Origin of the sequence: Candidatus Magnetominusculus dajiuhuensis (assembly GCF_046044395.1) — a bacterium.
In the GTDB taxonomy this organism is placed as follows: domain Bacteria; phylum Nitrospirota; class Thermodesulfovibrionia; order Thermodesulfovibrionales; family Magnetobacteriaceae; genus Magnetominusculus; species Magnetominusculus dajiuhuensis.
In genome coordinates, this window is record NZ_JBJUSG010000021.1 from 1 (window position 1) to 25,779 (window position 25,779).

Genomic DNA, 25,779 nt, shown 5'->3' on the forward strand with positions numbered 1-25,779 from the left:
CTTTAGGACATTTCTACTTTGGTAGAATAGGACATTTCTATTTTGGTATTACACCCCCCCAGCTCTCAAATTGTTAGCTATCAAATAATACTTCGCGACATATCTCTCTTAGAAAAAATTGTCACCCTGTCAAATTACTCAATCGCTGGTGTTGAGGTGGCACGAGATTAGTCTGCCGTGGCGCCGTTGCATCTGCGGTGGGGTGGTCGCGCAGGGGGCAAATCTTTTTGGGCATCTTGGGTGGAATGGGCAACCCTCCGGGATTTCTATCGGGCTTGGCGGCTCCGGCGCAGGGTCTTCCGGTTGACCGGGTCTCCGGTTTGATTTAGTGCCGATTATCTTTGGTACTGATTCTATAAGCATTTGCGTATATGGGTGCATCGGATTAGAAAATAACTCCTCAGTTTCCCCTGTCTCTACTATCCTGCCAAGGTACATTACCGCGATTGTGTCGCTAAAATACTGCACCACGCTTAAATCATGGCTTATAAATAAAAACGACAGGCCGATGTCCTCTTTTATGCGTATCAGGAGATTCAGTATCTGCGCCTGTATTGATACGTCAAGCGACGACAGAGGCTCATCTGCCACTACCAGCTCAGGCCCAAGCATCAGCGCCCTCGCTATACATATCCTCTGCCTCTGCCCCCCGCTGAACTCATGCGGATATCGCTCCATTACGTCAGCGTCCAGCCCTACCCGCTCCAACATCGTCCTCACGCGCTCCCTGAACTGTGATTTCGGTACCGTCCTGTGTATCTTCAACGGCTCTGACAGGGCACCATATACCTTAATCCTCGGATTCAACGACGCAAAAGGGTCCTGGAATATTATCTGCACCGACCGCCTGTACGCCTTCAGCCCATCCCCCTTCAAGGTCAGAACGTCCGTTCCCTTAAACAGCACATCCCCCTCCTGCGGCTCAATAAGCCTCAACAGAAGACGCGCTACCGTTGATTTCCCAGACCCGCTCTCCCCTACTATCGCAAAAACCTTGTTCTGTTCTATCGTAAAATCTACGCCATCCACCGCCCTCACCTCATGAGGTTTCGACAAGAAACCGCTTCTCATCTGGAAATATTTCTTGAGTGCACGAACTTCCATCAGGCTCATATCGTACCCGGACTGGCGTTAGCGTTTAAGATACAACGGTTGAAATGGCCTTTTTCTATTTCCACAAGCTCCGGTTCGGCCTCTTTACACCGAGGCTCTACAAAGCCGCAACGATCTGAAAACTTGCACCCAATGGGTAGTCTGTCAGGCCTGGGAACAAACCCCGGTATGGGAACAAGCGGTATGTGCCTTCCCTTGGGGATGGAGTTCAGCAGTCCAATCGTGTAAGGGTGCACAGGGTGTTTAAACAGTGTTGCAGTGTCGGCGCTCTCCATAATCCTGCCCGCGTACATTATGGCGACACGTCCGGCATTTTCAGACACCAACCCCAAATCATGGGTTATCAGCACCACCGACATGTTAAACTTTTCCTGAATCCCGCGAAGGAGTTTTAGTACCTGTGCCGCAATGGTAACGTCAAGGGCAGTCGTAGGCTCATCGGCCAGCACAAGGGCAGGGTTACAGGCAATGGCCATCGCTATCATAACGCGCTGCCTCATGCCGCCTGACATCTGATGCGGATAGTCCCTTATACGCAGCGTTGGCGACGGGATTTTTACATCCGCAAGCAGCTCGGCAGCCCTGGCCATAGCGTCGCTTTTTGACATCCCCCTATGAACCATCAACACCTCGGCTATCTGATAACCCACCGTAAGCACAGGATTAAGCGACGTCATAGGCTCCTGAAATATCATAGACATCTTGTTTCCACGCAATCCGCGCTGCTGCTCCGCCGTAAGGGCAGAGAGCCTCTGTCCTTCAAAATATATTGCCCCTTCGTAATACGCATTTTGTGGGAGTATCCCCATGACAGCCGCCGCCGTCACACTCTTGCCACAGCCGCTTTCACCTACGACGCCAACAATCTCCCCCTTCTGAACATCAAAGGAAATTGTGTTCACTACCTTGAGGTCTCCCCCCTGTCTCTTAAAATATATGCTCACGTTATCCACACTGAGAAGTGTGCCTTCGCTCATCATAGTTCAAATATATCCTTTATGTGTTCAATTTTATCAACCGGGCGCCACGTTGCCCCAAGCCTTATGCCTATGAGGTCAAACCGCACGGCCACATTGCCGCCACATCCCTTCAGATATAACCTCGCGGCATTGATTATCTTCCTTTTCTTTTTGTAATCAATCGCCTCACAAGGCTCTCCGAACTCGCCAGAGGTTCTTGTCTTGACCTCCACGAAAACCAACTGCCCACCGTCCATCGCTATTATATCTATTTCTCCGAGAGGGTTCCTGTAGCACCTCCGCAGTATTACATAGCCGCCCTTTTTCAGATAACGCGCGGCCAGCCATTCGCCGTATTTACCGGCAACGAGTGTTTTTATCATACAGCCAATCCGGATTTAATGTAAAGGGCTGATGTTTTGCTCATCTATGGATTATAAAGATTTTGAAAAAATACTTCAATATTTGACACGTTTATTTTTTTAATTTATACTAAAAAGGCGGTGGAAGACGTATATTATATGGCTCACGAAAGGAGCGATGCTTAGGATAGCGGTTGTGGACGGGCAAGGCGGTGGAATCGGCAGTGTGATAGTAAAGCGGCTGCGGGACGATTTTGGCGACGAGCTGGAGATAATCGCGCTGGGTACGAACTCGTCAGCTACCACCTCTATGCTCAGGGCAAGGGCAAACAAGGGCGCAACGGGCGAAAACGCCATTGTGGTAAACGTCAGTAAGGTAGATGTTGTCCTTGGCCCGATAAGTATCATCATGGCCGATTCCATGATGGGGGAGTTGACGCCCCCGATGGCACGCTCCATTGCCTGCGCGAAGGCAAAGAAGCTCCTCCTGCCGTTGAATCAGGAGGGCCTGGAGGTCATTGGCGTGGCCAGAGAACCGCTGCCGCATTTGGTTGACAGCCTTATTGAGAGGATCAGATTATTGTGTAAGGAGGTAAAAGATGTGTGAAGCAAACGTATATATAGATGAGCGTGACGGCAAGGGTGAAGTCCTTTATTTAGAAAACGTTGACGTTATACGTCCGGAGGATGGAAAGCTGTTCATCAAAAATCTGTTCGGCGAGCAAAAGTTTTTTGATGGGCAAATAAAAGAGATCTCACTCATAAAGCACAGAATCGTACTCACAAGAAAATGAACTCACGGGGACAAGAGTGGATATAATAGAACAGCTCAGGTGGCAGGACATACTGGACATACTCCTTGTGTGGCTGGTACTTTACAGGGTACTGTTGCTGATACGGGGGACGCGCGCCGTTGAGATGCTCATAGGAATCGGGGTGCTTCTGGCGATGTCGCTGGCTGCCAGCTATCTTAAGATATACACAATAGACTGGCTGATACAGAGCTTTTGGGCATACATAGTCATAGCGGTAATAGTGTTGTTCCAACCGGAGATAAGGCGGGCGCTGGCGCATATGGGAAAGTCCCCGTTTTTCCGGCCCACATCGGCTGAGGAGCTGAAATCCCTTGACGAAATCGTAAAATCCGCCGCGTCCCTTTCGGCCAGAAAAATCGGTGCCCTGATAATCCTTGAGCGGGATACGTCTCTGAAAGACTATATCGAAATCGGAACCTATCTCGACGCGCGTGTTACGAGGGAACTGCTGCTCAGCATATTTCATCCCACATCTCCGATTCACGACGGTGCCGTTGTCATAAGCGGCAACAAGATAGTCGCGGCGGGGTGTTTTTTGCCGATTACATTCAGACCAGACATAGACAGGCTCCTCGGCACCAGACACCGCGCAGCCCTTGCCATAACCGAGGAGACGGACGCCGTAGTGGTAATCGTATCAGAGGAGACGGGAACTATATCAACAGCCATTGCCGGTGAGATTGAAAAGAGACCCGATATGGCCCATTTGAGAAACATATTGACCGACATATTTGCAGCACATGGGGAAAAACACAAATGAAGAAATTTTTCACAGAAAATACTGACCTCAAGCTGATTACCCTCGTTATTTCCCTGATTCTGTGGTTTATTGTCACACTCAAGGGACAGTCTGAGGTAATAATGGAGCTTCCCGTCGAATATAAAAACATCCCCAAAGGCGTCGAAATAACCAAGACCAGCGCCAGATTTGTCAATGTCTCCATAAAGGGGCAAGAGAGAATCGTAAAGAATCTCCTGCCAAAGGATATAAATGTATTTGTTGATCTGTCAAAGGTAAAGCGAGGCGAGACGATGTTTTATTTCACGAAGGACAACGTTAAATTGCCCCCATCAGTGACGCTGGCCAAGATTAATCCGTCCAATATTACAGTGCACACGGAGGAGGTCTTTACCATGTCGCTGCCGGTAAAACCTATAACAAAGGGCGAGCCGAAAAAAGGCTTTGCCATTATTGATGTAACGGCCATACCGGAGGAAATCACCGTAGAGGGTTCGCGCAAGGCACTAAATAAATTAGAATATATCGAAACCGAGCCTGTAGATGTTAAAGACGCGGACGCGGCCTTTGAGAAAACCGTCCGGCTTGTACTAAAGGATAAAACTTTAACCTATCAAAACAACGCCGTGAAGGTTAAAATAACAATAGCGGCGCAGATAATAACAGGAGCTAAGAAATGAAACTTTTCGGCACAGACGGCATAAGAGGGGCGGTAAACACATATCCCATCACTCCGGAGATGGTTGTCAGAGTGGGGATGGCCATAGGCAGGATACTGCATAAGAAACACGGCAAAAATATGATACTAATAGGAAAGGACACGAGGCTTTCAGGATATATACTGGAGAGCGCCCTGACTTCGGGTATATGTTCAATGGGTATGAATGTGACGCTGGTAGGCCCGCTGCCAACGCCCGGTATTGCGTATCTGACAAAATCGCTCAGGTTTGACACCGGCATCGTCATCTCTGCCTCACACAACCCCTATCAGGACAACGGCATTAAGATATTCAGCGCCGAGGGATTTAAACTCCAGGACTCGCTTGAGGAGGAGATTGAGAGCCTTGTACTTAGTGATAAATTCACTATGGCAAACCGCCCCGGAAATCAAATCGGAAAGGCCTACAGGCTTGAAGACGCAACGGCCAGATACATAGAATACGTGAAATCTACCATTCCCAGAGAGGCGATATTCGACGGCTTAAAGGTAGTTGTTGACTCAGCAAACGGCGCTGCATACAAGGTCACCCCCACACTCCTTGCCGAACTCGGCGCTCATGTCATCAGCATACACGATAAACCCGACGGCAAAAACATAAACGCAAAGTGCGGCTCCCTGCATATAGACAGACTCGCCGAATATGTCGTAAAACACCACGCCCACATAGGCGTTGCCCACGATGGCGACGCTGACAGGACACTTTTCTGCGACGAGCACGGCAAGATCGTTGATGGCGACCTGATAATGGCCCTATGGGCAAAGGAACTCAAGGCAGAGGGAAAACTCAAAAACGACACCGTAGTGTCAACCATCATGAGCAACCTCGGGCTTGAGCACTACCTGCAAAAACACGGCATTAAATTTCTGCGCACCCAGGTAGGAGACAGGTTCGTAGTGGAAAAAATGCTTGAGACCGGCTGCAATTTCGGCGGTGAGCAGTCAGGACACATCATCATGCTGCAACTAAACACCACAGGTGACGGGCCTATATCAGCCGTCCAGGTACTAAATATCGTAAATAAATCAAAGAAGCCCCTGTCTGAGCTGGTCAAAGACGTAACGCTCTACCCGCAGGTGCTGATAAACGTAAAGACAGCGGTCAAAAAGCCGATTAAAGAATGCCCTGACGTGCTGGCGGCCATCGCCGCGGCGGAAAAACAACTCGAAGGCACTGGCAGGGTACTGGTACGTCCGTCTGGAACTGAGCCTAAAATCAGGGTCATGCTTGAAGGCACAGACCTGGAGCAAATACAGCAATTAGGCGAAGCTATAGCGCAGGCGGTCAGACGAGCCATGTCCTGAGATGTATCCGACATGTGGCTATTTCTGTCTTTTATTTGCGGGGTCACGCTCTTTTATGGCAAGCTGTATTTTCCGGTGTGCGCGGCCCTTGCGGCCATCTGCATACTGGTTTTATTTCTAATAAAGAGGGGGTTGCCGCTTCAACTGTTTATTGTTTTTTCTGTTGGGTTTTTCTATGCGTGGCTGCGATATGAGCCAGTTGAACTAAACTCAAAACCACCTCCCGATGAGTTAATCGTAACCGGGGTATTTACCTCACTGCCTGTAAAAGTCGAACATCAGCCATTCAGACCCGCCGTAGGCCCGTCGTTCCAGCAAGATTTTGAGGTTATAAACCCGTATCCCGGGGGTTTATTCAAAAATCCCATCTCTATTTTCTATATGCGTCCAATGGGGTTTATGCCGGGGACAGAGGCCACGCTATTAGCGCGTATGAAGTTATACAGGCCTGCTCAGATACCCGGCAGCTATTCGTTTGACACAAGATGGAGCGGCACTGTCAAAAAATTCTTAATGGTGAAAGAATCAGCCTCTCTGCCCTGGTTTTTCGGGAGACAGCGTCTGCGCCTTGCCAGACACTTTGACGCGGCCTTCTCTGGTGACGTCCCAAGTGTCCTGAAATCCATCATTATTGGGGATACATCCGGCATAAACGACGAGGTAAGAGAGAATTTTAGGGCAACCGGCCTTTCATACCTGTTGTGCATCTCAGGGATACACTTCGGAATGCTTATTGTCCTGATTTTTTGGATTTGCAATATCATCATCTGCCGCTTGCCTCATAATTTCCTGCTCAGAATGACAATCCGGATAAGCACAAAACAGTTGTCCGCGGTATTGACACTCCCCATAGTTACCGCGTATTTATTAATCTCAGGGATGCACGTTCCGGCCCTGCGGTCGTTTATAACGAGCGGGCTTTTTCTTGTCGGCCTTGTGCTTGGCAGAAGGGGGGATTGGAAAAACACACTGGCACTTGCCGCATGTATCATAGAGCTTCTTGACCCGGAGTCTATATTTACGGCATCTTACCAGCTTTCCTTCATGGCGTGCCTGTTTATAGGACTGGCGTCAAACCGCTACGGTTATCACTTCACAAAGGACGAAAACCGCCGCGGCATGGAGATTCCCTCTTTTTACTTCATAGACAGATTTTTCGCCTATATCAAAAAATCAGACTCTAAAATGTATACATACGTAACCCTGGCCTTGAGCTATTTAAGGGATACGCTTATCGTATCGCTGGCGGCCACGCTGGGCACAATGCCGATAATCCTCTATGCCTTCCACAGCGAATCAACCGTTGTGATGCTGGCCAATATGATAGCTGTGCCATACATGTGCCTGATAATAACGCCCATTGTACTGTTCAGCTCATTTGTATATCTCATAACCGGCGCATTTCCATTTGTGTGGATAATCGGTCTGTGTACGAAGAATCTGCTTGGCGTAATAGATTGGTTTGCCCACATTCCATATTCGTCTATAAATGTGAAGGCGTTTCCTTTTATATTTGTCATAGCCGCATACGCGATATTGATGTGTTTTTACATGGGAAAGACGCGATTATTTATCAGCACGGCGATAGTTTTTGGGTGTCTGGTTGTTTTTTATTATCTTAATTCCAACACTAATACACTTATTGTCACATTTCTTGATGTCGGACAAGGGGACAGCGCCCTTATAGAGACGCCCAACGGCAAGGCCATAGCCATAGATACCGGCAGCAACGGCAGGCAGCTTGAGGGATACCTCAGATACAGGGGAAAAAACACCCTCGACGCCATGATATTAAGCCACGGCGACAGTGACCACATCGGCGGGCTGCCGAATATCCTTAGGAAATTTGACACAACATACCTGATAGACAATGGCATGATTGCCCATAAAAGACAAGACATACGGTTCCTGCGAGGAAGACACATCGTCCTGAAACGCGGCGACATCCTCAGCATAGACAACGTAACGCTCTTGGTCCTTCACCCGCCTGAGGACTTAGGCGGCCTCGGACTGATAAATAAAAGGACGAACAACAACACATCCCTCGTCGTCAAAGTTACGGGGGCGCATACGTCGTTTCTATTCACAGGGGATTTAGAAACAGAGGGTGAAGATGTCATCATAGGGTTAAAAGAGAAACTGCGCTCAGATGTCCTGAAGGTATCGCACCACGGCAGCCGGAGGGCGACATCGGAGGAGTTTGTCTCCTACCTGCACCCGTCGCTTGCGGTAATAAGCGCGGGCAGAGACAACCACTTCGGCCACCCAACTAAGGAGGTCTTATACAATCTAAGGGCAATTCCCACATACAGAACAGACCGCCAGGGGGCCATACTCGTGAGAGAAACCCCGCGGGGGTTTAAAGTGAAAACCCAATTTGACTATGAATTAATAAAAACCACGCAATTCGAAGAAGAGCTGAAAAATATCAGGAGAGTTATCTCGGTGTGGTAAAATGTCGATTCCTATTTTAACAAGGCCACAGCCCGTATTGTCTCAATCAACAATATCGAAATATGTAAGCCAACCAAAATCCCGTGTAAATAATAGCATGAATTGTTAATATATAGCTGTGAGCTTAATTAAGAAAAATACGTATTGAGGAGATTGTATGATACTGGAACTACTGAAAGTAAATATAGGCGGATTCCGCAGATTGCAGAACATTGACCTGCCCATCAAACCTTTAAATGTTCTTATCGGCGCCAATGGAGTCGGCAAGACTTCACTTCTGGACGCATTCTCTCTGCTGTCCTCTTCGGCATCTGGAAGGTTGAACCATACCCTGTATGATTTCGGGGGTATTGCAAATATTTTGACACGTGGCAAGCGTGATGAGATTTCTTTTATCGTCGATATGAAGGTACCAAGCCATGAACCCCTCAAGGATGAAATTCATCTCGCACCTGGTGGTACCGGATATCTCATTTCAAAAGAGACTTTATTACAAGAGCGTGGCTCTGATGAGCCATTCAAGCATATCTTCTCAATAAATGAAGATATTCGTTACTTCGATGTTTATGAAAAAAAAATCGTTCAGATGACAGGGATGGAGCATAATCCCTTTGAAGCAACACTTTCACAGGTGACTAGGATGTTCAAAGAACCCAGAACATTGCGGCACATTTTGGCAGCCGCAAACTATTATCATGAGCTTGACGTCGGGATACGCTCACCGATAAAACTGCCTCAGCAGATGAGGCCAGCTACGTTGCCGGGTTCGTCAGGGGAAGACATTATCCCATACCTTTATTATCTCAGGGAAAGCGACAGAGATCGTTTTGACACGATTGTGGATACTCTTCACGCTGCTTTTCCCGGCTTTCAGGAGTTAAACTTTCCCCCCGTTGCCGCGGGTACTCTGACGATGACATGGAAAGATAAGAATTTCAATAAACCTATTTACATGCATGAGCTGTCCGAGGGCACACTGCGTTTTCTGTGGCTTGTGTCACTGCTTCAAAGCCCTACCCCATCAACTATTACCATGATAGACGAACCGGAAGTGAGTCTGCACCCGGAACTATTAAGTCTTCTGGTCGGCCTCATGCGTGAAGCCTCTCAAAGAACTCAACTGATCGTTGCCACGCATTCTGACAGATTTATTCGATTTTTGGAACCCAAAGAGGTCGTGGTAATGGACATTGACGATGGAGGATGTGCAACGGTAACACGGGCAGACACACTCGACATAGACAAATGGCTGGCCGAATACAGCCTCGATGAAGTTTGGCAGATGGGACAGATGGGGGGCAGGTCATGAAAATAGCGATCATCGTCGAAGGGAAAACAGAGAATGCGTTTATACCCGTTCTGCGAAAATTCTTAGAAACACGGCTGTCAGGGCAAATGCCAAAGATTAACATTGCACGGAAAGACGGCAGGCTACCTACTGGCGACAAGCTAAAACGTATAGTAACCACTCTTCTGAGTGGATCAAACCCTGCAGACCATGTAATCGCATTAACTGACGTATATACCGGTACTAACCCGCCGATTTTTGAGGATGCAAAGGCTAAAATGCTAAGTTGGGTAGGAACCGAGATTCCATCCACATGCCGCCCAATATGATTTCGAGGCATGGCTGCTCCCGTACTGGACGACGATTCAAAAACTGGCAGGGCATAATCAGACTCCTCCCGCTGGAAATCCAGAGGATGTAAACCATAACAATCCTCCAGCACACCGGATAACCGGAATTTTTAGAATTGGCAAAGTCCGTAGCTATGTGAAGCCACGTGACGCAAAGGCAATTCTCGAAAAAACAATCTCATGGACGCCATCAGCGCGTGCGGCGAATTAAAGGAGTTCGTCAATACAATCATATCACTATCCGGCGGACAGACCATTCAATGAAAGATAGTGTTTAATGCGTGAGGGTTAAACGGCTTAAAGGATTAACGACGAAGGGGGATAATCCCCCTTCACCCCGTAAATTTCGCCATGTTTTATCTATTGAGTTTGGGCTGCCGCCCGTTGGCGGCTTCCAGTACTCCGGCTAAAAGATATTATGATACCGTCCATCCCTGATACCATCCCCCCCTTTACCTTGCTTTCACTATTATTGTATTATACCCAACCTTGAATGTACTATCAGGATATACGGCGCGTGGATAAGCCCCTGATTATAGGGCGCGGGCCTCTTACTTTGCTGGACGTGGAACATGCCGCGATGGGTAGGACTGTAGTTTCTCTTAATGACACCAATGATTTCAACGCTCGTATCAACAACTCATCCGAATATCTTGGCCTCAGGCTCTCTATGGGCGATCTCATCTACGGCGTAACCAGCGGCTATGGCGCCGACTGGAAGACCACCGTCCCTCATGAGCTTACTCACCGGCTTCCCCTCAATCTCGTCAGCTTTCACGGCTGCGCCACCGGCGAATTCCTTCGCATCGAAGAGGTTCGCGCCGCCATGATTATTACCATTAACAGCCTGTCCCGCGGCTACTCCGGCGTCAGAAAGGCTATCCTTGAACAGCTCGCCGCCCTTATCAATAACAACATCACCCCCTGTATCCCATGCGAAGGTTCAGTCGGGGCAAGCGGTGACCTTACGCCACTTTCATACATCGCCGCCACACTCATGGGACAACGCGAGGTGTGGTTTGAGGACACGGTAGTGCCAGCAGGCGAGGCGCTTGAGAAGGTTGGCATAAAACCACTTGTCCTGCGGCCAAAAGAGGGACTCGCTATTATGAACTCCACCGCGGTTATGACAGGTATCGCAACTCTTGCCCATGGCCGCGCACTCTATATCGCCCATCTTGCCGCCACTATTACGGCCATCGCCATAGACGCCCTCGGCGCTAACCACTCTCACATGGACAGCCGTATATTTGACCTGAAACCACACAAAGGCTCCGCAGCCGCAGCCGCGTGGATTCGCTCACATCTGCAGTTTGTCAACGGCAAGGAAAACGGCTCCGCTCGCTGTCTCCAGGACAGATACTCCCTGCGCTGCGCCCCGCATGTCATCGGCGCCCTGCTTGACGGCCTCTCATGGATTGGTGATATACTTGAGACAGAACTTAACTCTGTCAATGATAACCCATTGATTTTCCCCGAAGAAGGTGTCATCCTCAACGGCGGGAATTTCTACGGCGGCCACGTCGCCCTTGCTATGGATATGCTTAAAACAGCAACGGCCTCTATCTCTGATTTGTGCGACAGGCAGATTATGCTCATGCTCAATTCAAACAGCGAATACGGCCTGCCCGACAACCTCTGCGCCCCTGAACTTCCAGATGGCCAGGCACACCACGGCTTTAAGGCCATGCAAATTACCACATCGGCACTCACCGCCGAGGCACTTCGCAACACCATGCCCGCCTCGTCGTTTTCACGCTCCACCGAAAGCCATAACCAGGACAAGGTCAGCATGGGCACTATCGCCGCACGCGACGCCATGAGGATAATAGACCTGACAGAAAAAACCCTCGCTATCGGCCTGCTCTGCGCCCTTCAGGCAGTTGACCTAATGGGTCTCGATAGATGCACAGACGCCAGCCGCGCCGTTCACTCGTTCGTTCGCCATTATATCCCTATGGTCATCGAAGACAGGCGAATGGATTTGGACATCATACGGGTGCTGAATTGGATACGCGGACGGGAACTTCCACTGCAAGAAATTAAAGTATCACTTTAATTAATAGCCGGAAATACCCTCATAGATTTGAGTTATAGCCGCTGCGTGTAATATAAAATAAAAATGTCCTGACAAGCATAGATTGGATAATAAAGGCAATGGCGGCTTATAATTGCCGCCATTGCCAATTACTTCAATGATATTCAGGACTAACGTCCTTTACTTATTTCCAGTTTACCCCTAACGCGTACCATTGTCCATTATAATAAACAAACATAGTTCCATCTGTCCAAGCCACAATGGCGGCACCGTTCGTACACCATTGAACATAGTATGTGGATGAGCCGTATGTCCCTGTCTGTATGGTTCCGGTTTCACTGCCAAAGGTTGAAGCATATTGATTATAGATTGCATTAATTTTAGTGGTTGCCTTGGTAAGGTCGCTGCTTGTCTGCCAGCTTATCCCCAGGGCGTACCATGTGCCATTGTAATAAGTGTACATAAGGCCATCTGTCCAGGCCACCAGGGCAGAGCCGTTGGTAAACCACTGGACATAGTATGAGGCAGAGCCGGATGTCCCCGTCAACACACCTCCAGATGTTGTCCCGAAGAACGAGGCGTATTGACCGTAGATTGCGTTAATTTCCGCAGAGGCGGCGTTATAGTCCGAGGTCCCTGACGATGTAAATGTCGCGGTTACAGACTTATTCGCTGACATCGTAACGGCGCAGTACTGGGCGTTTGTCGAATCACACCCGCTCCAACTTGAAAAAGTAGAGCCAGAACCCGCGGCTGCCGTCAGCGTTACAGATGTGCCAGAGGCATATGATGCTGAACAGGTTGAGCCGCAGTTTATCCCTGAAGGGCTGCTTGTTACTGTGCCTGTGCCGGATTCGGTCACACTCAGGGTATAAGTGGAAGATGAATTTACCCATTCATATGCCGCGACTTCTGAGATGCCCGGTTGTATAGTATTGGTTGGCCCTCCATATGCCCCCGTAAGAAGCCATATATATCTGGCGGGAACTGACGCGCTAAGCGTAAAAGTAACCGCGTCAGAACTGCCTGTATTTGTGCCGATTAATGCCGGATAGGACTGTGCAACCCAGGGCACGTTATTCACGCCTCCGCATATCAGACACGTAGATGACTGTGACATTTCGACCATCAGTATCTGTGTATTTTTCGGCGTGACCACTAACTGCCCAAGATTATAAACCTGGCCGAGGTCTATCCTTATGTAGCCGCCGACAGAGGATTCATTGCCATCCTTGGAGGAAGATGAGGGGATGGTAGATGTCGCGGTATTGCCATCGTCGGCATTTTGTTCTGAATATGTCCCTGCCGCGGCCACGGTCTGGTAGTCATTTTTGAAGGCATCAACGTGTTTATTAAGGGCAACATTTGTTGTCCCGATTGAGTTTGAGGACGTCGTAGTAACCCAATCATAAACTTCAAAGTCGGTAATCCCGACATATTGGCACCAACTGGCATAAGCGTGGTACTTTATGTAACGGGCACTTACCGTTCCATCAAGGGCAATCGTCAGGGGTACCTGACTGCTCGCAGGCCAGTCGTGTGTAAAGACCGTACTCCAGTTAGCATTGTCAGTTGAGGTGCTTACAGTAATGCCAAATACCTGTTGGGCAAGGAGCTGTATCTTCCCAAGTGTGTGGACAGACCCCAAATCAAGGACGAAGTCCTGGTTTTCATGAGTTCCGCCAAAAGTACAGGGATTAACGCCCTGATAGCTCCACCACGTACTCCAGTGGTCGGCGTCGGTTACATTTGAGGTACTGCCCCTAACGGTATTGCTGGATGCCGTAACAGATAATCCGAGCGCCACATTTGTCGTCCCATATGTTTTCGATGATGCGGACGATGTAAATGTTGCCGTTACAGACTTATTCGCCGACATCGCAACCGTGCATGTAGCGCCACTTGTCGAATCGCACCCTGTCCAGGCTGAAAAGGTAGAGCCGGAGGCCGCCGCTGCCGTCAGCGTTACAGATGTGCTGGATGTATATGAGGCAGTGCCCGTGCTGCCACTCCATGATAGCGTCCCTGAACTGGCGGTTACAGTGCCTGTGCCTGTGCCGGATTTGGTTACGGTCAGGGTATTAGATGTTGAGTACAGCGCCGTAAATGTTACCGTTACAGCCTTAGCCGCCGACATCGAAACAGTACAAAAAGGACCAGATGACGAGTCACAGCCCGTCCAGCTTGCAACAGAGGAACCTGTGTCGGCCACTGCATTCAGCGTTACCGATGTGCCGACCGCATATGACGAGGAACATGTTGCCCCGCAGCTTATTCCCGATGGGTCGCTTGTTACTGTGCCAGTACCAGCGCCGACTTTTGATACGCTCAGGGCATAGCCTGACGAAGAGGATGGGGCAAACTTCTGGATTAAATAATTGAACTTGTCTGATACATAAACATTGCCGACACTATCAACTGCCACGCCATATGCCATGGCAAACTGTCCGTTTCCTGTGCCGCTACCACCCCATTTGACCTGAAAAACTCCGTTTGAATCAAACTTATGGATTAGATTATTTATAGGATCTACCGCATAGACGTAACCTGCGCTGTCCACTGCTATACCGGATGGCTCAGAAAATGATGAGTTATCGCCATCGCCATGCCATTGAGACTTAAAAGTTCCATTTGAAGCAAACTTCTGGATGAGGCCGTTTACGGTGTCTGCCACATAAACATTCCCGCTGCTGTCCGCTGCCACCCCAAATGGCGACTTAAATGTTCCATTTCCTGTGCCGCTACCGCCCCATTGTCTTAGAAAAGTTCCGTTTGAATCAAACTTCTGGATGAGGTTGTTTGCGGTGTCTGCCACATAGACATACCCGCCGCTGTCCACTGCTATACCAAATAATGCAACACCAAACTTTCCATTGCCAGTACCGCTACCACCCCATTGACTCTTAAAAACCCCGTTTGAATCAAACTTCTGGATGAGATAGTTGCCGGAGTCTGCCACATAGACATTCCCGCTGCTGTCCACTGCTACCCCATATGGTGAGCCAAATTTTCCACTACCAGTGCCGATGCCGCCCCACTGTTTCAAAAAGGTTCCGCTTGAATCAAACTTCTGGATGAGATAGTTGCCGGAGTCTGCCACATAGACATTCCCGCTGCTGTCCACCGCCACCCCATATGGAGAGCCAAAGGTTCCACTACCAGTGCCGCTGCCGCCCCATTGACTCTTAAATTGATAGCCATCGGCGTACAGGTTGTTTACACTGAAACCAAGAACTAAACTTAACGTTACCGCCAGACATTTTATATACCATACCAACGACCTTGAGTTTTTCATTAATCCTCCGTGTTTATCATTTTAAATGCAAATCGCATCACTATCACGTCTTACATCCATTACACATACCCAAACGCTCCGCTAAAGACTTCCCTATCAAACTATTTTGGGCAACTGACAGAAAATTCCCACGCGGTGCCGGATGTCCCGCCACTACAATTAGGAGTGACTATTGCTGTAATACTAGTGGTTGTTCCGACACCGAAGGTAAGGTCTTTACTACCGCTTGCTCCAACACAACCTGTGTCATATATAGTTTTGCCCTCATAAGTGAGTTTAATTTCGTCTGGTATACTATATGTATCGTAGGTAAATGTAAACGAACCACCAGTCTTTCCCATATCAATTACAACAGTTTGGGCGTCATCATTACCTGCTACCGTAGTTGTACTGCACGCTTGTGGTGTTATCCAGAAGTGGCCAATACTTTGCGCACCCACTTTACCGCTTAGATAAAGCGGATATACCGCCCATGTATAATTTCCTGCCGGCAGGGGAAAGTTTGTGGTTTTACAATCCATCTGCCAGCCTCCGGTAGTGTTTTTAGTACACCATTTGTTGACATCGACTGTCCCCTGACGCGTAGCACCATCAAGAGATGATGCCCAAAAATGAAAAAGACTAGCCCCGGGGAAATTAGTCGTCCATTCGAATTGAACACCTTTCACATCATATGCAATCTTACTGTCTTGAGCTGGGTAAACAAGAGTAGGTGCAATCTGGCAGTCCGTGCCCTTGATAGCGTCTGTAATACAAGGCAGAAAGAGATAATTACAGCGTGGGTCTGCGATGCCGAGAGTATACTGATCCGCACAAACATCATGATCAAAACAGGCCTGCGTGTATATATTCCTATCTTCGTTAACAGGGTTAAAACCAACCTGATTACAACCCTTACCACAGCGCCCAACACACGAATCTCCACCAAGCACTGTTGGTATGGTTGTAATATCAAGAGAATCTATTGGCTCCCAAAGAACTGCCTGTCCGGCTAACCACGCGCCAGCTGCTTCCACACCTAAAGCCGTAGCTATAAGCAACGTACTAGGGTCAAAACTAGCAGTACCAGAACAAAGCCTCCCTGTCTTCGTAACATACGCTGGATTTGTAAGGTTTGCGTTGGCAAAAAGAGAGCATAGACTTGTACTTAGTGGCCGTGGCATAGACAGGCCACAGACCGAACTGTTAGTACCACGCCCTTGTTCAACGCTATTTAAAAAATTTACAGGCAAAGTACTTGGCCAAAAATCAAGCAAATTTAAAACCCTGGTCAACTTGGAAACTAAGACATCTGAGCCTGTATTTTCTTGCGACACCGCATCAAGTGCCCTGTGTATAAGGGCACTGTCACTTTCTGTAAGCATCATTGTCTGACTCTGCCCGTCACTGCCGAGAATTTGGAGTACATCATCTTTGCTTCCATACCCAATGATTACATTTACCTGCTTATTGTTTAAAAGCAGACTTACCTCTATCGTCTCATCTGTACGCTTGTTCTCGGCTGAAAACGCAACCTCAGGGTGCACAGCCTTGTTACCAGCTCCGGAACTAAAAGTAGAACCTGATATTTTATCCTGAGTTTTTGTGGAGTAAGACAACACGGACGGGTTGTCATCAGCAAAGGCAACTCCAACCAACACCACAAAACTAACTACAACTAAAAGCGCATACTTTTCTACTCGCATTTTAATCCTCCTAATAAGACTAAATTTTTTCAGAAAAGGCCTGAGTACCGCAAAAAGGTACTAGCTTAATTCGGTGAGATGTCCTCCTTATAGCTGCATCCCAAGGCAAGAACCAGACATGGGAAACACTGTTTATACAATCTGAAAGCACACCGCAACCCGTCAAAGATTGAGTCTCCCCATGGTGAGATGTGTCACAAATGCAGGTAAACAACCAATGACAAACAATTTTACTAAAAGGATTTCGAAATGTCAAGTTTTTAGTTGCCTTGGAGCGCCACCAGATTGATTTATTCACAGCCGTTTACTTATGATATGGTTGTGTATCACTGAAAAGGCAGCGCGGTTTAATGCGTGAGTACATTGAGAGCGCTGCCTCCGGTGTGCCTAAAAACAATGACAAAAAAGTTAACAGCCATATTATACCTCCTGTTTTTTGTGTCGGGGTTTTGCGGCCTGCTCTATCAGGTCGTATGGCTGCGCCTGGCGTTTGCCGCTTACGGGATAATCACGCCAGTGATGTCCATCGTTATCTCGGTATTTATGCTCGGTCTGGCCGTCGGTTCATTTGTCGGTGGCAGGTGGATAGTGCCTCTTACGAGGAGGTTGAGGGTATCGGCAATATTGTTCTATGCGGCCGCCGAAATACTCATCGGCGCGGGGGCGTTTATGGTTCCTGTATTATTTGCCCACGGCACGCGGCTTCTTTTCAATATTGAGCAGATGAACTCAGTTAACTATTTGTTGTTTTCAGGGGCCGTTATTGCCGCCGCGATGCTGCCGTGGTGCGTTATGATGGGCCTTACGTTTCCATTTATGATGGCCTTTATCAGGGAAAATCAGCGGGACAATAACCAGAGTTTCAGCTTCCTCTATCAGGCAAACGTACTGGGCGCTATCACCGGCACACTGCTTACCGCGTATGTGTTGGTTGAACTTTATGGCTTCAGGATGTCTTCATATATAGCTGCGCTGTGTAATTTCTCTATTGCCCTGACAAGTATCCTAATCGGCATTCGCCACCCATTTAAGGCCGCCTCTGCCGCCGTTGAGGCCGCACCCAGCCCAGCCGCGCCGCCGACAGCACGACCAATGTTAACGCTTGTTATACTCTTTACGACCGGGTTTTCCTCTATGGCTATGGAAGTGGTGTGGATACGGGCATACACCATCATCTTTGGCAACACCATATACGCCTTTGCCGCTATACTGGCCGCATATCTGGCTGCGACATGGATAGGTTCATACTACTATCGAAAACACCTGAGTGAAGGCGCGCCGTTTGACACATCTAAACTTGTCGCAATGCTGGCGGCAGTGTCATTTTTCCCCGTGCTGTTAAACGACCCGCGAATCGCCGGGAATCCACTTATGGTTATCCTGAGCATTATACCGTTTTGCGCCGTTTTAGGTTATTTAACCCCAAAACTTATAGACGAATACTCAGGCGGAGCCCCTAAAGAGGCCGCAAGGGCATATGCCATAAATGTCATCGGCTGTATTTTAGGACCGCTTATAGTCTCTTATTTTACACTGCCGGTTATCAGCCTACGATTTAACATGATAGTGCTCGCCCTACCCTTTGCCGCAATATTTTATTACATCAGAAAAAATGCCCAAAGGACTGACTGGTTTGTCACGATGGGGATAATCACGGCCTCGTTCATTTACTTCACACTGACGACAAATCTAAGTTACGAGGAATATTTTATGAAACAGGGCGCTGAAATTCGCAGAGACTACGCCTCCACGGTCGTCTCTACGACGCCTGAAAAAGACCGCGGCGATGGGAAACAACTCATAGTCAACGGCATCCCCGTCACAGTGCTGACAGGGATAACCAAACACATGGCCCACATACCGCTTCTATTTACGGAGGGGCAGCCCAGGTCAGCCCTGGTTATCTGCTTTGGCATGGGCACCACATACAGGTCGCTTATGAGCTGGGGAATTGATGTAACGGCCGTTGAGCTTATGCCCTCAGTTGTTGACGCCTTTGGCTACTATCACAAGGACGCCGGGGAGATATTGAAAAACCCCAATGGCCATATCTTAGTTGACGATGGAAGGAGGTTTCTGGCCAGGACAAAGCAGACATTCGACGTTATAACCCTTGACCACTCGCCGCCAATCGAAGGCGCGGGGGTGAGCCTGATTCTCTCTGAGGAATTCTATGAATTGGCGAAAAAACACCTCAATGATGGCGGAGTGCTCCACCAATGGTTTCATATGGGTGAAGATAAAATACTCTACGCGATGACACGTGCCATCGTTAAGTCCTTCCCATATGTGAAGGTATATAAATCGCTCGCCAACAGACAGGGGTTTCACTTCATTGCCTCTATGAAGCCCATCAAGCCCGTCAATGTGGCCGAGTTCGTTAAAAAAATGCCGCAAAAAGCGCAGGAAGACCTCGTTGAGTGGTTTATAAATCCAGACACTGAGAGTATAATAAAACAAATCTTTGACTTTGAATTTGATATAAGATATATATTAAAAGACGATAAGAGACTTACAATAACCGATGACAGGCCCTTTAACGAATACTACTTCATACGCCGCGCCGTTGCTAAAATAAACGGCACCTATGTGGAGGTAGAGTAGTAAGCCTCCGGACATGGACAGGCGGACCTGCCCTTGACTAAATATTGAAATAATGTTAACATCCCACATGGCAAGGGTTACATGTCAGGCATAACGCGATGAGAAAAGATGGCGATATTGTTGATTTAGAGCAGGAGTTTTATGATTCCTTTGAAAAGGAACAGATGCTTGCCTATTTTGATTTTGCCTTCCCAAAAGGTGCCCTTCCCGGGCTTTGTAAGATATCAAGACCCAAAGAAGGTCATACAAAATCTACCTATTTCTCTACCCTTTTCATCATAGACACCACCAGCGACAGCGCCTTTAACGAGGTAGCCTCTTACGCAAGAAAAATACAATGGGATGATTTCAGAAACTACCTGCCCGGCTTTAACAGCGTAATGGCTATGCCATATGCCGGTCAAAAAACTGAGACTTATTTCCTTGAGGCAGATATCTTTATTGATACACCAATAGACATACCTAAACAATTTGTCCTGCACCGGTTATACCCGTCTATCGAAAAGGTAACAGGTTTTAAGACCGGTACATTAGTCTTCTGGGACGATATAGACCCCAAGAAAGAAGACACTGCGGAGACGCGCCAGTCGTTTTTTCAAAATATAAAGAATTTCTTTAAGTAATAGATATAAGTAACTGATTTAATACTGAAGCAGTGCGATGCTAAAGAGGCAAAACCGTGAGAGCTAAGAATATCCTATTAATCGCAGTGGTCATAGTTGCCACGATGTTGACAGGGCAACAGGGACACCCGGCTGACTTCACCGGGCCGATAGCGCCAGATTTTACATTAAAATCTATCAATGGCGGCGATGTATCCCTGTCGTCATATAAGGGTAAGGTCATACTGCTTAATTTCTGGGCCACATGGTGTTCGCCGTGCAGGGACGAGATGCCCTCTTTGAATAAGCTCTATCTGAAATATAAGGACAGCGGCCTTGTCGTACTTGCCGTATCCACAGACAGCTCCCCAAAGGCGGTGGAAAGATTCATGGCTGATAACCATTTGGATTTCCCTGTATTGCTGGACTCTGGCATGAAAATCTCCAAACACAAATACAGGGTCAACGCCCAGCCCGCCACTTTTATAATCAGCAAAGACGGCAAGATAATAAACAAATATTTTGGAAGCGTCAACTGGATGGACGATACTGTTCAAAAAGAGATAAAGTCGCTTTTATAGGAAAAAAACATCCCATGAAACCAAAACTCTTAACCGCCGCTGCCATCGTATTTGTCTTAGCGCTTATTTTCATATTGAAAAACCAGTTAAACAGCACGCCGCATGTCTATAAGAAATCAGAAATCCTTATGGACACGCTGATAACACTGACCGTCGTTACAAACTCTGAAAAAAATGCGGACGAGGCCATAGAGGCAGCGTTTAATTATTTGCGGGGGTTTGAGCGGATGCTGAGTTTTTTCAACGCGGGAAGCGAGGTCTCGGCCATTAATAAAAATGCCGGCGTAGGGCCGGTAAAAGTATCAAGTGACACATACGAATTAACAAAGAAAGCCGTTGAAAATGCTAAATGGACAAGCGGCTCCTTTAACCCTGCCATAGGACCTGCCATGGTGCTATGGGACTTCAAGAATAAGAAAAGGCCAACCGATTCAGAAATAAAGAAAGTCCTCCCGCTGCTTGACTATACACACATCGTGTTTAACGACAACGATTCGTCTATCATGCTGAAAGACAAGGGGATGCTCCTTGACCTCGGCGGCATAGCCAAGGGATACGCCGCGGACAAGACCGCGGAGATTCTCAAAAGGGCCGGTATGCAGGCCGGCATAGCCTCTATGGCCGGGGACATCAGTGCATGGGGGACACGGCCCGATGGAAGCCCATGGCGCGTAGGCATAAGGGCACCGCGCGGTGCACCCGACGACCTGGTCGGTGTGTTATCACTTAAAGATTTGGCAGTGTCAACCGCGGGCGACTACGAAAGATTTTTCATTGAGGACGGCGTTAGATACCACCACATATTGGTTCCCGCTACCGGCTATCCGGCAAGAGATTTTCAAAGCGTAACCATTGTAAACCCCAAAGGAGTGGTGACAGACGCCCTGGATACGGGACTTTTTGCTATGGACAGGGAAAAGGCGCTAAGGTTTGTTGAAAAAAATAACCTTATGGTACATTTTATTTTTGCGGACGGCAGTACGTTTACATCGCCAAATTTAAAAGGACTGCTTGAGAATCGCTGAACTTATCAACAGGACAACCCTTTTTGACCGGATTTTATTAGTGTTCATGGTGTTTGTAACCGGGGCGGCCATTGTATTAGTCCCGCTCTGTCTGCCGCACGGGGGGCAGGTCAGGATAGAAGTGGACAATAAACTATTGTATAAACTGCCCATAAACGAAGATAAAACCATCCCAATCGGCGGCCTTGTCGTGGAGATAAGGGCCGGGAAGGTGCGCGTGGCAGAGTCCGACTGCCCCGGACAGATATGCGTTAAACAGGGCTGGATAGACAGCGGCGCAATAATATGTCTGCCAAAGAGGGTAGTAATCACAGTCGTTGATACGGCGGCGGCACCCAAAGGCGTAGATGCAACAACGTGAAAAATACCGCCTTGCCCTTCTGGCTGCCTGTGCCATCGCCATGTACGGCTTTGAGCGCCTCATCCCCACCCCCATACCGTGGCTGAGATTTGGATTTGCAAACATAATTACCCTGATAACGCTTACTCTGTACGGGTTTAACGCCGCCCTCACAATAACCCTGATACGAATACTTATTGGGTCAATGCTGACGGGAACGTTTTTGGGGCCGCCCTTTGTTATGAGCCTTGCAGGCGGGGTGTTCAGCGTAGCGGCTATGTGGGCGGCCTTTCGGATACGGGTATTCGGCCCTCTGGGCTTGAGTCTTATAGGGGCGTTTTTTCATAATCTTGGGCAACTTTTGGCCGTCTATACCGTTTTCATTCAAAACCTTCGTTCGATACTGATATTAGCGCCGGTTATTCTTTTTATTGGCACACTAACGGGGGTGCTCAATGGCCTCGCCGTTATTTTTACGATGGAGCACTTGAAAAAAATGTCTGATAACGTACAGAATACCCAATGATGGTTAGATGCCCGAGGTGTGCTAAGGAGGTCAGCTACGCTGGAAATCCATACCGGCCGTTCTGCTGTGAGAGGTGCAAGACGGCAGACCTTGCGGCGTGGGCAGACGAGCAATATAAAATACCCGAAGATAAAGCTGATGAAATAAGTTATTATAATAATATAAACAAGGAGGAAACAGAGTGTTAAACGTATCAATAGCCGGTGCAGCAGGGAAGATGGGGCAGCGCATAGGGGTTTTGGCCCTCGACAATCCACAGATAAAACTCGTGGGCGCATTCGAAAGGAGCGGCCATGAAGCCGTTGGAATGGACTTTGGTGAAATCGCCGGGATCGGCAAGACAGGCGTGATACTAATGGATAATGTCGCACAAACACTCGAAAATGCACAGGTGGTTATTGACTTCACATCCCCTGAGTCCACGCTTAATAATTTAAGGCTCTGCGGCGAACACAACACGGCATTCGTCATAGGGACTACCGGCCTGTCGGCCGCCCAGACATCCAAGGTGGAATCGTATGGGAAAAAAATCCCTGTGGTACTTGCCCCCAATATGTCCGTAGGTGTAAACCTGCTGTTAAAGATTCTGGCCGATGTCGCAAGGGCATTGGGGGACGACTATGACGTCGAAATAATTGAGGCCCACCACAGGCTCAAAAAAGACGCCCCCAGCGGTACGGCCTTGAAAATGGCCAATGTTATTGCCGAGGCGCTTTCAAGAAACCTCGACGAGGTCAGCGTCCTCTGCCGAAGCGGAATGATAGGAGAGCGTAGGAAACGAGACATCGGCATTCAGACAATACGCGCCGGAGACATCGTTGGTGAGCACACCGTCTTGTTTGGCGGGCTTGGGGAACGCATAGAGATAGCTCACAAGGCATCCAGCCGCGACACATTTGCGCGCGGTGCCCTGAGGGCGGCACTGTGGCTTCAGGACAAGCCAGCCGGCATATATGACATGCAAGACGTCCTTGGGCTTAAATAACAATGTACACCCCTCTGAATAATTGGATAAGGCTCTATGTATTTTTTTAACTCATTAACGAAGAAGTATTTTTGGGTAGGGCTTGTTGCGACTATCCTTACGGCAAGCTTTATCATAACCTCCTTTTGGTTTACTTCGATAATCGAAAATGACGCCAAAAGGGTCAGCGTTGCCGGGTCTGAAAGGATACGCCTTCTGAAAATCGAAATGCTTGCCACTATGGCCGCCTCTCACCTAAGCCATTCCTTTGCTGAGACTACCTATTTGACCGAAATCGGTAAGTTTGAAGAGAGCCTCATGGGATTCAAATACGGAAACCCGGCCATAAGCCTCAAGGCGTGTAAAAACAAGGGAATCACCCAGCGGGTAAGCAAGCTCATTGATGAATGGACTGCCAGCGTAAAGCCTGAACTTCTCGCCGCGGGAACAAATATTCGGGTGGGTAAACCAGTGGCAATCAACAAGCTGCATGTTACCATTAATTCATATTGCGACGATATAGACGACCTCACAACCAGTATTGTCAAGAGGTCTGACAGGCAGTTTCTCCTCCACGACAAAATCCGTTTGACTCTGTTAGCGTCAGTGATTATATTTTTTGTCATGGGGATTTATTTCACAGAATCCAATCTCGTCCTTCCACTAAAGAGACTGCTTAGGGCGGCAACCGACATGGAACAGGGCAGGCTTGACGTGAGAGTAGCGGCCAAAAGCTCCGACGAAATAGGCCAGCTTAGCCAGAAATTCAACTCCATGGCCCATACACTGCAAATATACATAGACGAAAACTCAAGACGCATGAACCAACTCGACCAGATGAATAAGAAGGCCGAGGAAATGGTCAACGATGCAACCCATGAACTTCAGCTCACAAACAGAGAGCTTATAATCGCCAAGGAAATGGCCGACGCCGCCAACAGGGCAAAGTCACAGTTCCTTGCCAACATGTCCCATGAGCTTCGCACCCCCCTTAACGCCATAATAGGGTTTTCCGAGATGCTCAAAATGGGCATTGCAGGGGAGCTGCAGCCAGACCAACAAGAATATATTAATGACATATTCGACAGCGGACACATGCTCCTTTCCCTCATAAGCGACATCCTCGACCTCAGTAAAATCGAGGCCGATAAGCATGATTTAAAATTAGTGGACGTTGATGTAAGGACAGCCATAGAACGAGTAATCAACCTTTTCAAGGAGAAAACCCTCAAGCGTAATCTTTCATTATCAACGATAATCCACGACGGCGTCCACACCGTCTATGCGGATGAACGGCGGCTGGGGCAGGTAATTTCGAACCTGTTGAGCAACGCGGTTAAATTCACCCCCAACGGCGGGGAGATAACTGTCGGGGCGGTTATCATCAATACGAATGGACGGCAATTGGCCGAGATATATGTCAAAGACACAGGCCCTGGGGTTAAGGCGGAGGACCTGCCAAAGCTCTTTACTGAATTTCAGCAACTTGATACCACAGAGGAGCTTCAGCACATGGGCACAGGACTAGGCCTTGCCCTGAGCAAAAAATTAATAGAGGCCCAGGGCGGCACTATCCGCGTTGAGAGCCAGTGGACAAAGGGTGCTGAGTTTAGGTTTACTATACCTGTAAAAAAACAACTGGAGGCGGGATTTGAAAAGAATACTGGTAATTGAAGACAACGAACTGAATATGAAATTCATACGTGAAGTCCTCAGACGAAGGGGTTATACCGTAATTGAGGCGTTTGACGGCGCTGATGGCGTTGCATTGGCAGAGCAGCACCTCCCTGACCTCATCCTTATGGACATCAACATGCCTCATATGGGCGGTGTTGCCGCGCTTAAGAAGATACAACAAATAGAGCCGCTTTCAAAAACCCCCGTTGTTGCCCTGACGGCCTACGCAATGGAAGGCGACAGGGAGAGATTCATCAAAGAGGGTTTTATTGACTATATCGCCAAACCTATAAGCATCGGCGTTCTGATGGAAACGATTGAAAGGACTCTCACATAGCC

Annotated in this window: 24 protein-coding genes and 1 pseudogene; 20 read left to right on the plus strand and 5 right to left on the minus strand. The window is 48.3% G+C overall.

Going from position 1 to position 25,779, the window contains the following annotated elements; genetic code table 11:
• Positions 1-138: 138 nt before the first annotated feature.
• The 3 genes from AB7D94_RS04620 to AB7D94_RS04630 are packed head-to-tail and all read right to left on the minus strand — an operon-like array spanning position 139 to position 2,455.
• Positions 139-1,104 carry an ABC transporter ATP-binding protein gene (locus tag AB7D94_RS04620; protein WP_420264557.1) on the minus strand — a complete coding sequence of 322 codons (966 nt, stop codon included), beginning with the start codon at positions 1,102-1,104 and terminating at the stop codon, positions 139-141.
• 5 nt (positions 1,105-1,109) lie between these two features.
• Positions 1,110-2,093 (minus strand): ABC transporter ATP-binding protein, encoded by a 984-nt coding sequence (locus AB7D94_RS04625; protein ID WP_420264558.1) that lies wholly within the window; start codon positions 2,091-2,093, stop codon positions 1,110-1,112.
• Positions 2,090-2,455 carry a YraN family protein gene (locus AB7D94_RS04630; RefSeq protein ID WP_420264559.1) on the minus strand — a complete coding sequence of 122 codons (366 nt, stop codon included), beginning with the start codon at positions 2,453-2,455 and terminating at the stop codon, positions 2,090-2,092. Before AB7D94_RS04630 ends, AB7D94_RS04625 begins: the two co-directional genes overlap by 4 nt.
• Before the next feature lie 157 nt (positions 2,456-2,612).
• Here AB7D94_RS04630 and AB7D94_RS04635 point away from each other — a divergent pair, with 157 nt between their 5' ends.
• The 10 genes from AB7D94_RS04635 to AB7D94_RS04680 all read left to right on the plus strand — a co-directional run bounded on the left by AB7D94_RS04635 (position 2,613) and on the right by AB7D94_RS04680 (position 12,162).
• On the plus strand, positions 2,613-3,041 hold the full coding sequence (locus tag AB7D94_RS04635) for a DUF3842 family protein (RefSeq protein WP_420264560.1): 429 nt from the start codon (positions 2,613-2,615) through the stop codon (positions 3,039-3,041).
• A complete protein-coding gene (locus tag AB7D94_RS04640) occupies positions 3,034-3,228 on the plus strand; it encodes a CooT family nickel-binding protein (protein WP_420264561.1) in 195 nt (64 codons plus the stop codon). The genes AB7D94_RS04635 and AB7D94_RS04640 overlap by 8 nt, the downstream gene beginning before the upstream one ends.
• Positions 3,229-3,244: 16 nt before the next feature.
• Positions 3,245-4,009 (plus strand): diadenylate cyclase CdaA, encoded by a 765-nt coding sequence (gene cdaA / locus AB7D94_RS04645; RefSeq protein ID WP_420264562.1) that lies wholly within the window; start codon positions 3,245-3,247, stop codon positions 4,007-4,009.
• Complete coding sequence (locus AB7D94_RS04650; RefSeq protein WP_420264563.1) at positions 4,006-4,668, plus strand: CdaR family protein; 663 nt, start codon at positions 4,006-4,008, stop codon at positions 4,666-4,668. Before cdaA ends, AB7D94_RS04650 begins: the two co-directional genes overlap by 4 nt.
• A complete protein-coding gene (glmM, locus tag AB7D94_RS04655) occupies positions 4,665-6,011 on the plus strand; it encodes a phosphoglucosamine mutase (protein ID WP_420264564.1) in 1,347 nt (448 codons plus the stop codon). Before AB7D94_RS04650 ends, glmM begins: the two co-directional genes overlap by 4 nt.
• A 12-nt stretch (positions 6,012-6,023) precedes the next feature.
• Positions 6,024-8,465: a DNA internalization-related competence protein ComEC/Rec2 gene (locus AB7D94_RS04660; protein ID WP_420264565.1), complete on the plus strand. Its 2,442-nt coding sequence runs from the start codon at positions 6,024-6,026 to the stop codon at positions 8,463-8,465.
• Positions 8,466-8,622: 157 nt separating this feature from the next.
• A complete protein-coding gene (locus AB7D94_RS04665) occupies positions 8,623-9,774 on the plus strand; it encodes an AAA family ATPase (RefSeq protein ID WP_420264566.1) in 1,152 nt (383 codons plus the stop codon).
• Entirely contained in the window at positions 9,771-10,082 is a 312-nt protein-coding gene (locus AB7D94_RS04670; protein ID WP_420264567.1) for a hypothetical protein, read from the plus strand. Before AB7D94_RS04665 ends, AB7D94_RS04670 begins: the two co-directional genes overlap by 4 nt.
• A 13-nt stretch (positions 10,083-10,095) precedes the next feature.
• Positions 10,096-10,314, plus strand: a complete 219-nt coding sequence (locus tag AB7D94_RS04675; protein ID WP_420264588.1) for a hypothetical protein — start codon at positions 10,096-10,098, stop codon at positions 10,312-10,314.
• A gap of 306 nt (positions 10,315-10,620) precedes the next feature.
• Entirely contained in the window at positions 10,621-12,162 is a 1,542-nt protein-coding gene (locus AB7D94_RS04680) for an HAL/PAL/TAL family ammonia-lyase (protein WP_420264568.1), read from the plus strand.
• 631 nt (positions 12,163-12,793) lie between these two features.
• Here AB7D94_RS04680 and AB7D94_RS04685 read toward each other — a convergent pair.
• Positions 12,794-15,436: pseudogene (locus AB7D94_RS04685) on the minus strand (InlB B-repeat-containing protein); the annotation flags it as partial.
• A gap of 101 nt (positions 15,437-15,537) precedes the next feature.
• Positions 15,538-17,121, minus strand: a complete 1,584-nt coding sequence (locus AB7D94_RS04690) for a DUF8213 domain-containing protein (RefSeq protein WP_420264569.1) — start codon at positions 17,119-17,121, stop codon at positions 15,538-15,540.
• Positions 17,122-17,517: 396 nt separating this feature from the next.
• On the opposite strand from AB7D94_RS04690, the gene AB7D94_RS04695 reads away from it, so the two are divergent.
• The 10 genes from AB7D94_RS04695 (at position 17,518) to AB7D94_RS04740 (ending at position 25,777) form a co-directional block, all read left to right on the plus strand.
• Complete coding sequence (locus AB7D94_RS04695; RefSeq protein WP_420264570.1) at positions 17,518-19,725, plus strand: spermine/spermidine synthase domain-containing protein; 2,208 nt, start codon at positions 17,518-17,520, stop codon at positions 19,723-19,725.
• A gap of 98 nt (positions 19,726-19,823) precedes the next feature.
• The gene (locus AB7D94_RS04700; protein WP_420264571.1) at positions 19,824-20,348 is read left to right on the plus strand and encodes a hypothetical protein; all 525 of its coding nucleotides are present in this window, start codon (positions 19,824-19,826) and stop codon (positions 20,346-20,348) included.
• Between the two features lie 56 nt (positions 20,349-20,404).
• A complete protein-coding gene (locus AB7D94_RS04705; RefSeq protein WP_420264572.1) occupies positions 20,405-20,908 on the plus strand; it encodes a peroxiredoxin family protein in 504 nt (167 codons plus the stop codon).
• A 14-nt stretch (positions 20,909-20,922) separates the two neighbouring features.
• The gene (locus AB7D94_RS04710; RefSeq protein WP_420264573.1) at positions 20,923-21,933 is read left to right on the plus strand and encodes an FAD:protein FMN transferase; all 1,011 of its coding nucleotides are present in this window, start codon (positions 20,923-20,925) and stop codon (positions 21,931-21,933) included.
• Positions 21,920-22,294: a NusG domain II-containing protein gene (locus AB7D94_RS04715; protein WP_420264574.1), complete on the plus strand. Its 375-nt coding sequence runs from the start codon at positions 21,920-21,922 to the stop codon at positions 22,292-22,294. Before AB7D94_RS04710 ends, AB7D94_RS04715 begins: the two co-directional genes overlap by 14 nt.
• The gene (locus AB7D94_RS04720; RefSeq protein WP_420264575.1) at positions 22,281-22,799 is read left to right on the plus strand and encodes a Gx transporter family protein; all 519 of its coding nucleotides are present in this window, start codon (positions 22,281-22,283) and stop codon (positions 22,797-22,799) included. Before AB7D94_RS04715 ends, AB7D94_RS04720 begins: the two co-directional genes overlap by 14 nt.
• The gene (locus AB7D94_RS04725) at positions 22,796-22,987 is read left to right on the plus strand and encodes a DNA gyrase inhibitor YacG (RefSeq protein WP_420264576.1); all 192 of its coding nucleotides are present in this window, start codon (positions 22,796-22,798) and stop codon (positions 22,985-22,987) included. The genes AB7D94_RS04720 and AB7D94_RS04725 overlap by 4 nt, the downstream gene beginning before the upstream one ends.
• Positions 22,981-23,784, plus strand: a complete 804-nt coding sequence (dapB, locus tag AB7D94_RS04730; RefSeq protein ID WP_420264577.1) for a 4-hydroxy-tetrahydrodipicolinate reductase — start codon at positions 22,981-22,983, stop codon at positions 23,782-23,784. The genes AB7D94_RS04725 and dapB overlap by 7 nt, the downstream gene beginning before the upstream one ends.
• Positions 23,785-23,820: 36 nt before the next feature.
• Positions 23,821-25,437: an ATP-binding protein gene (locus AB7D94_RS04735; RefSeq protein ID WP_420264578.1), complete on the plus strand. Its 1,617-nt coding sequence runs from the start codon at positions 23,821-23,823 to the stop codon at positions 25,435-25,437.
• Positions 25,415-25,777, plus strand: coding sequence for a response regulator (locus AB7D94_RS04740; protein ID WP_420264579.1), 363 nt, complete (start codon positions 25,415-25,417; stop codon positions 25,775-25,777). Before AB7D94_RS04735 ends, AB7D94_RS04740 begins: the two co-directional genes overlap by 23 nt.
• Positions 25,778-25,779: the final 2 nt, after the last annotated feature.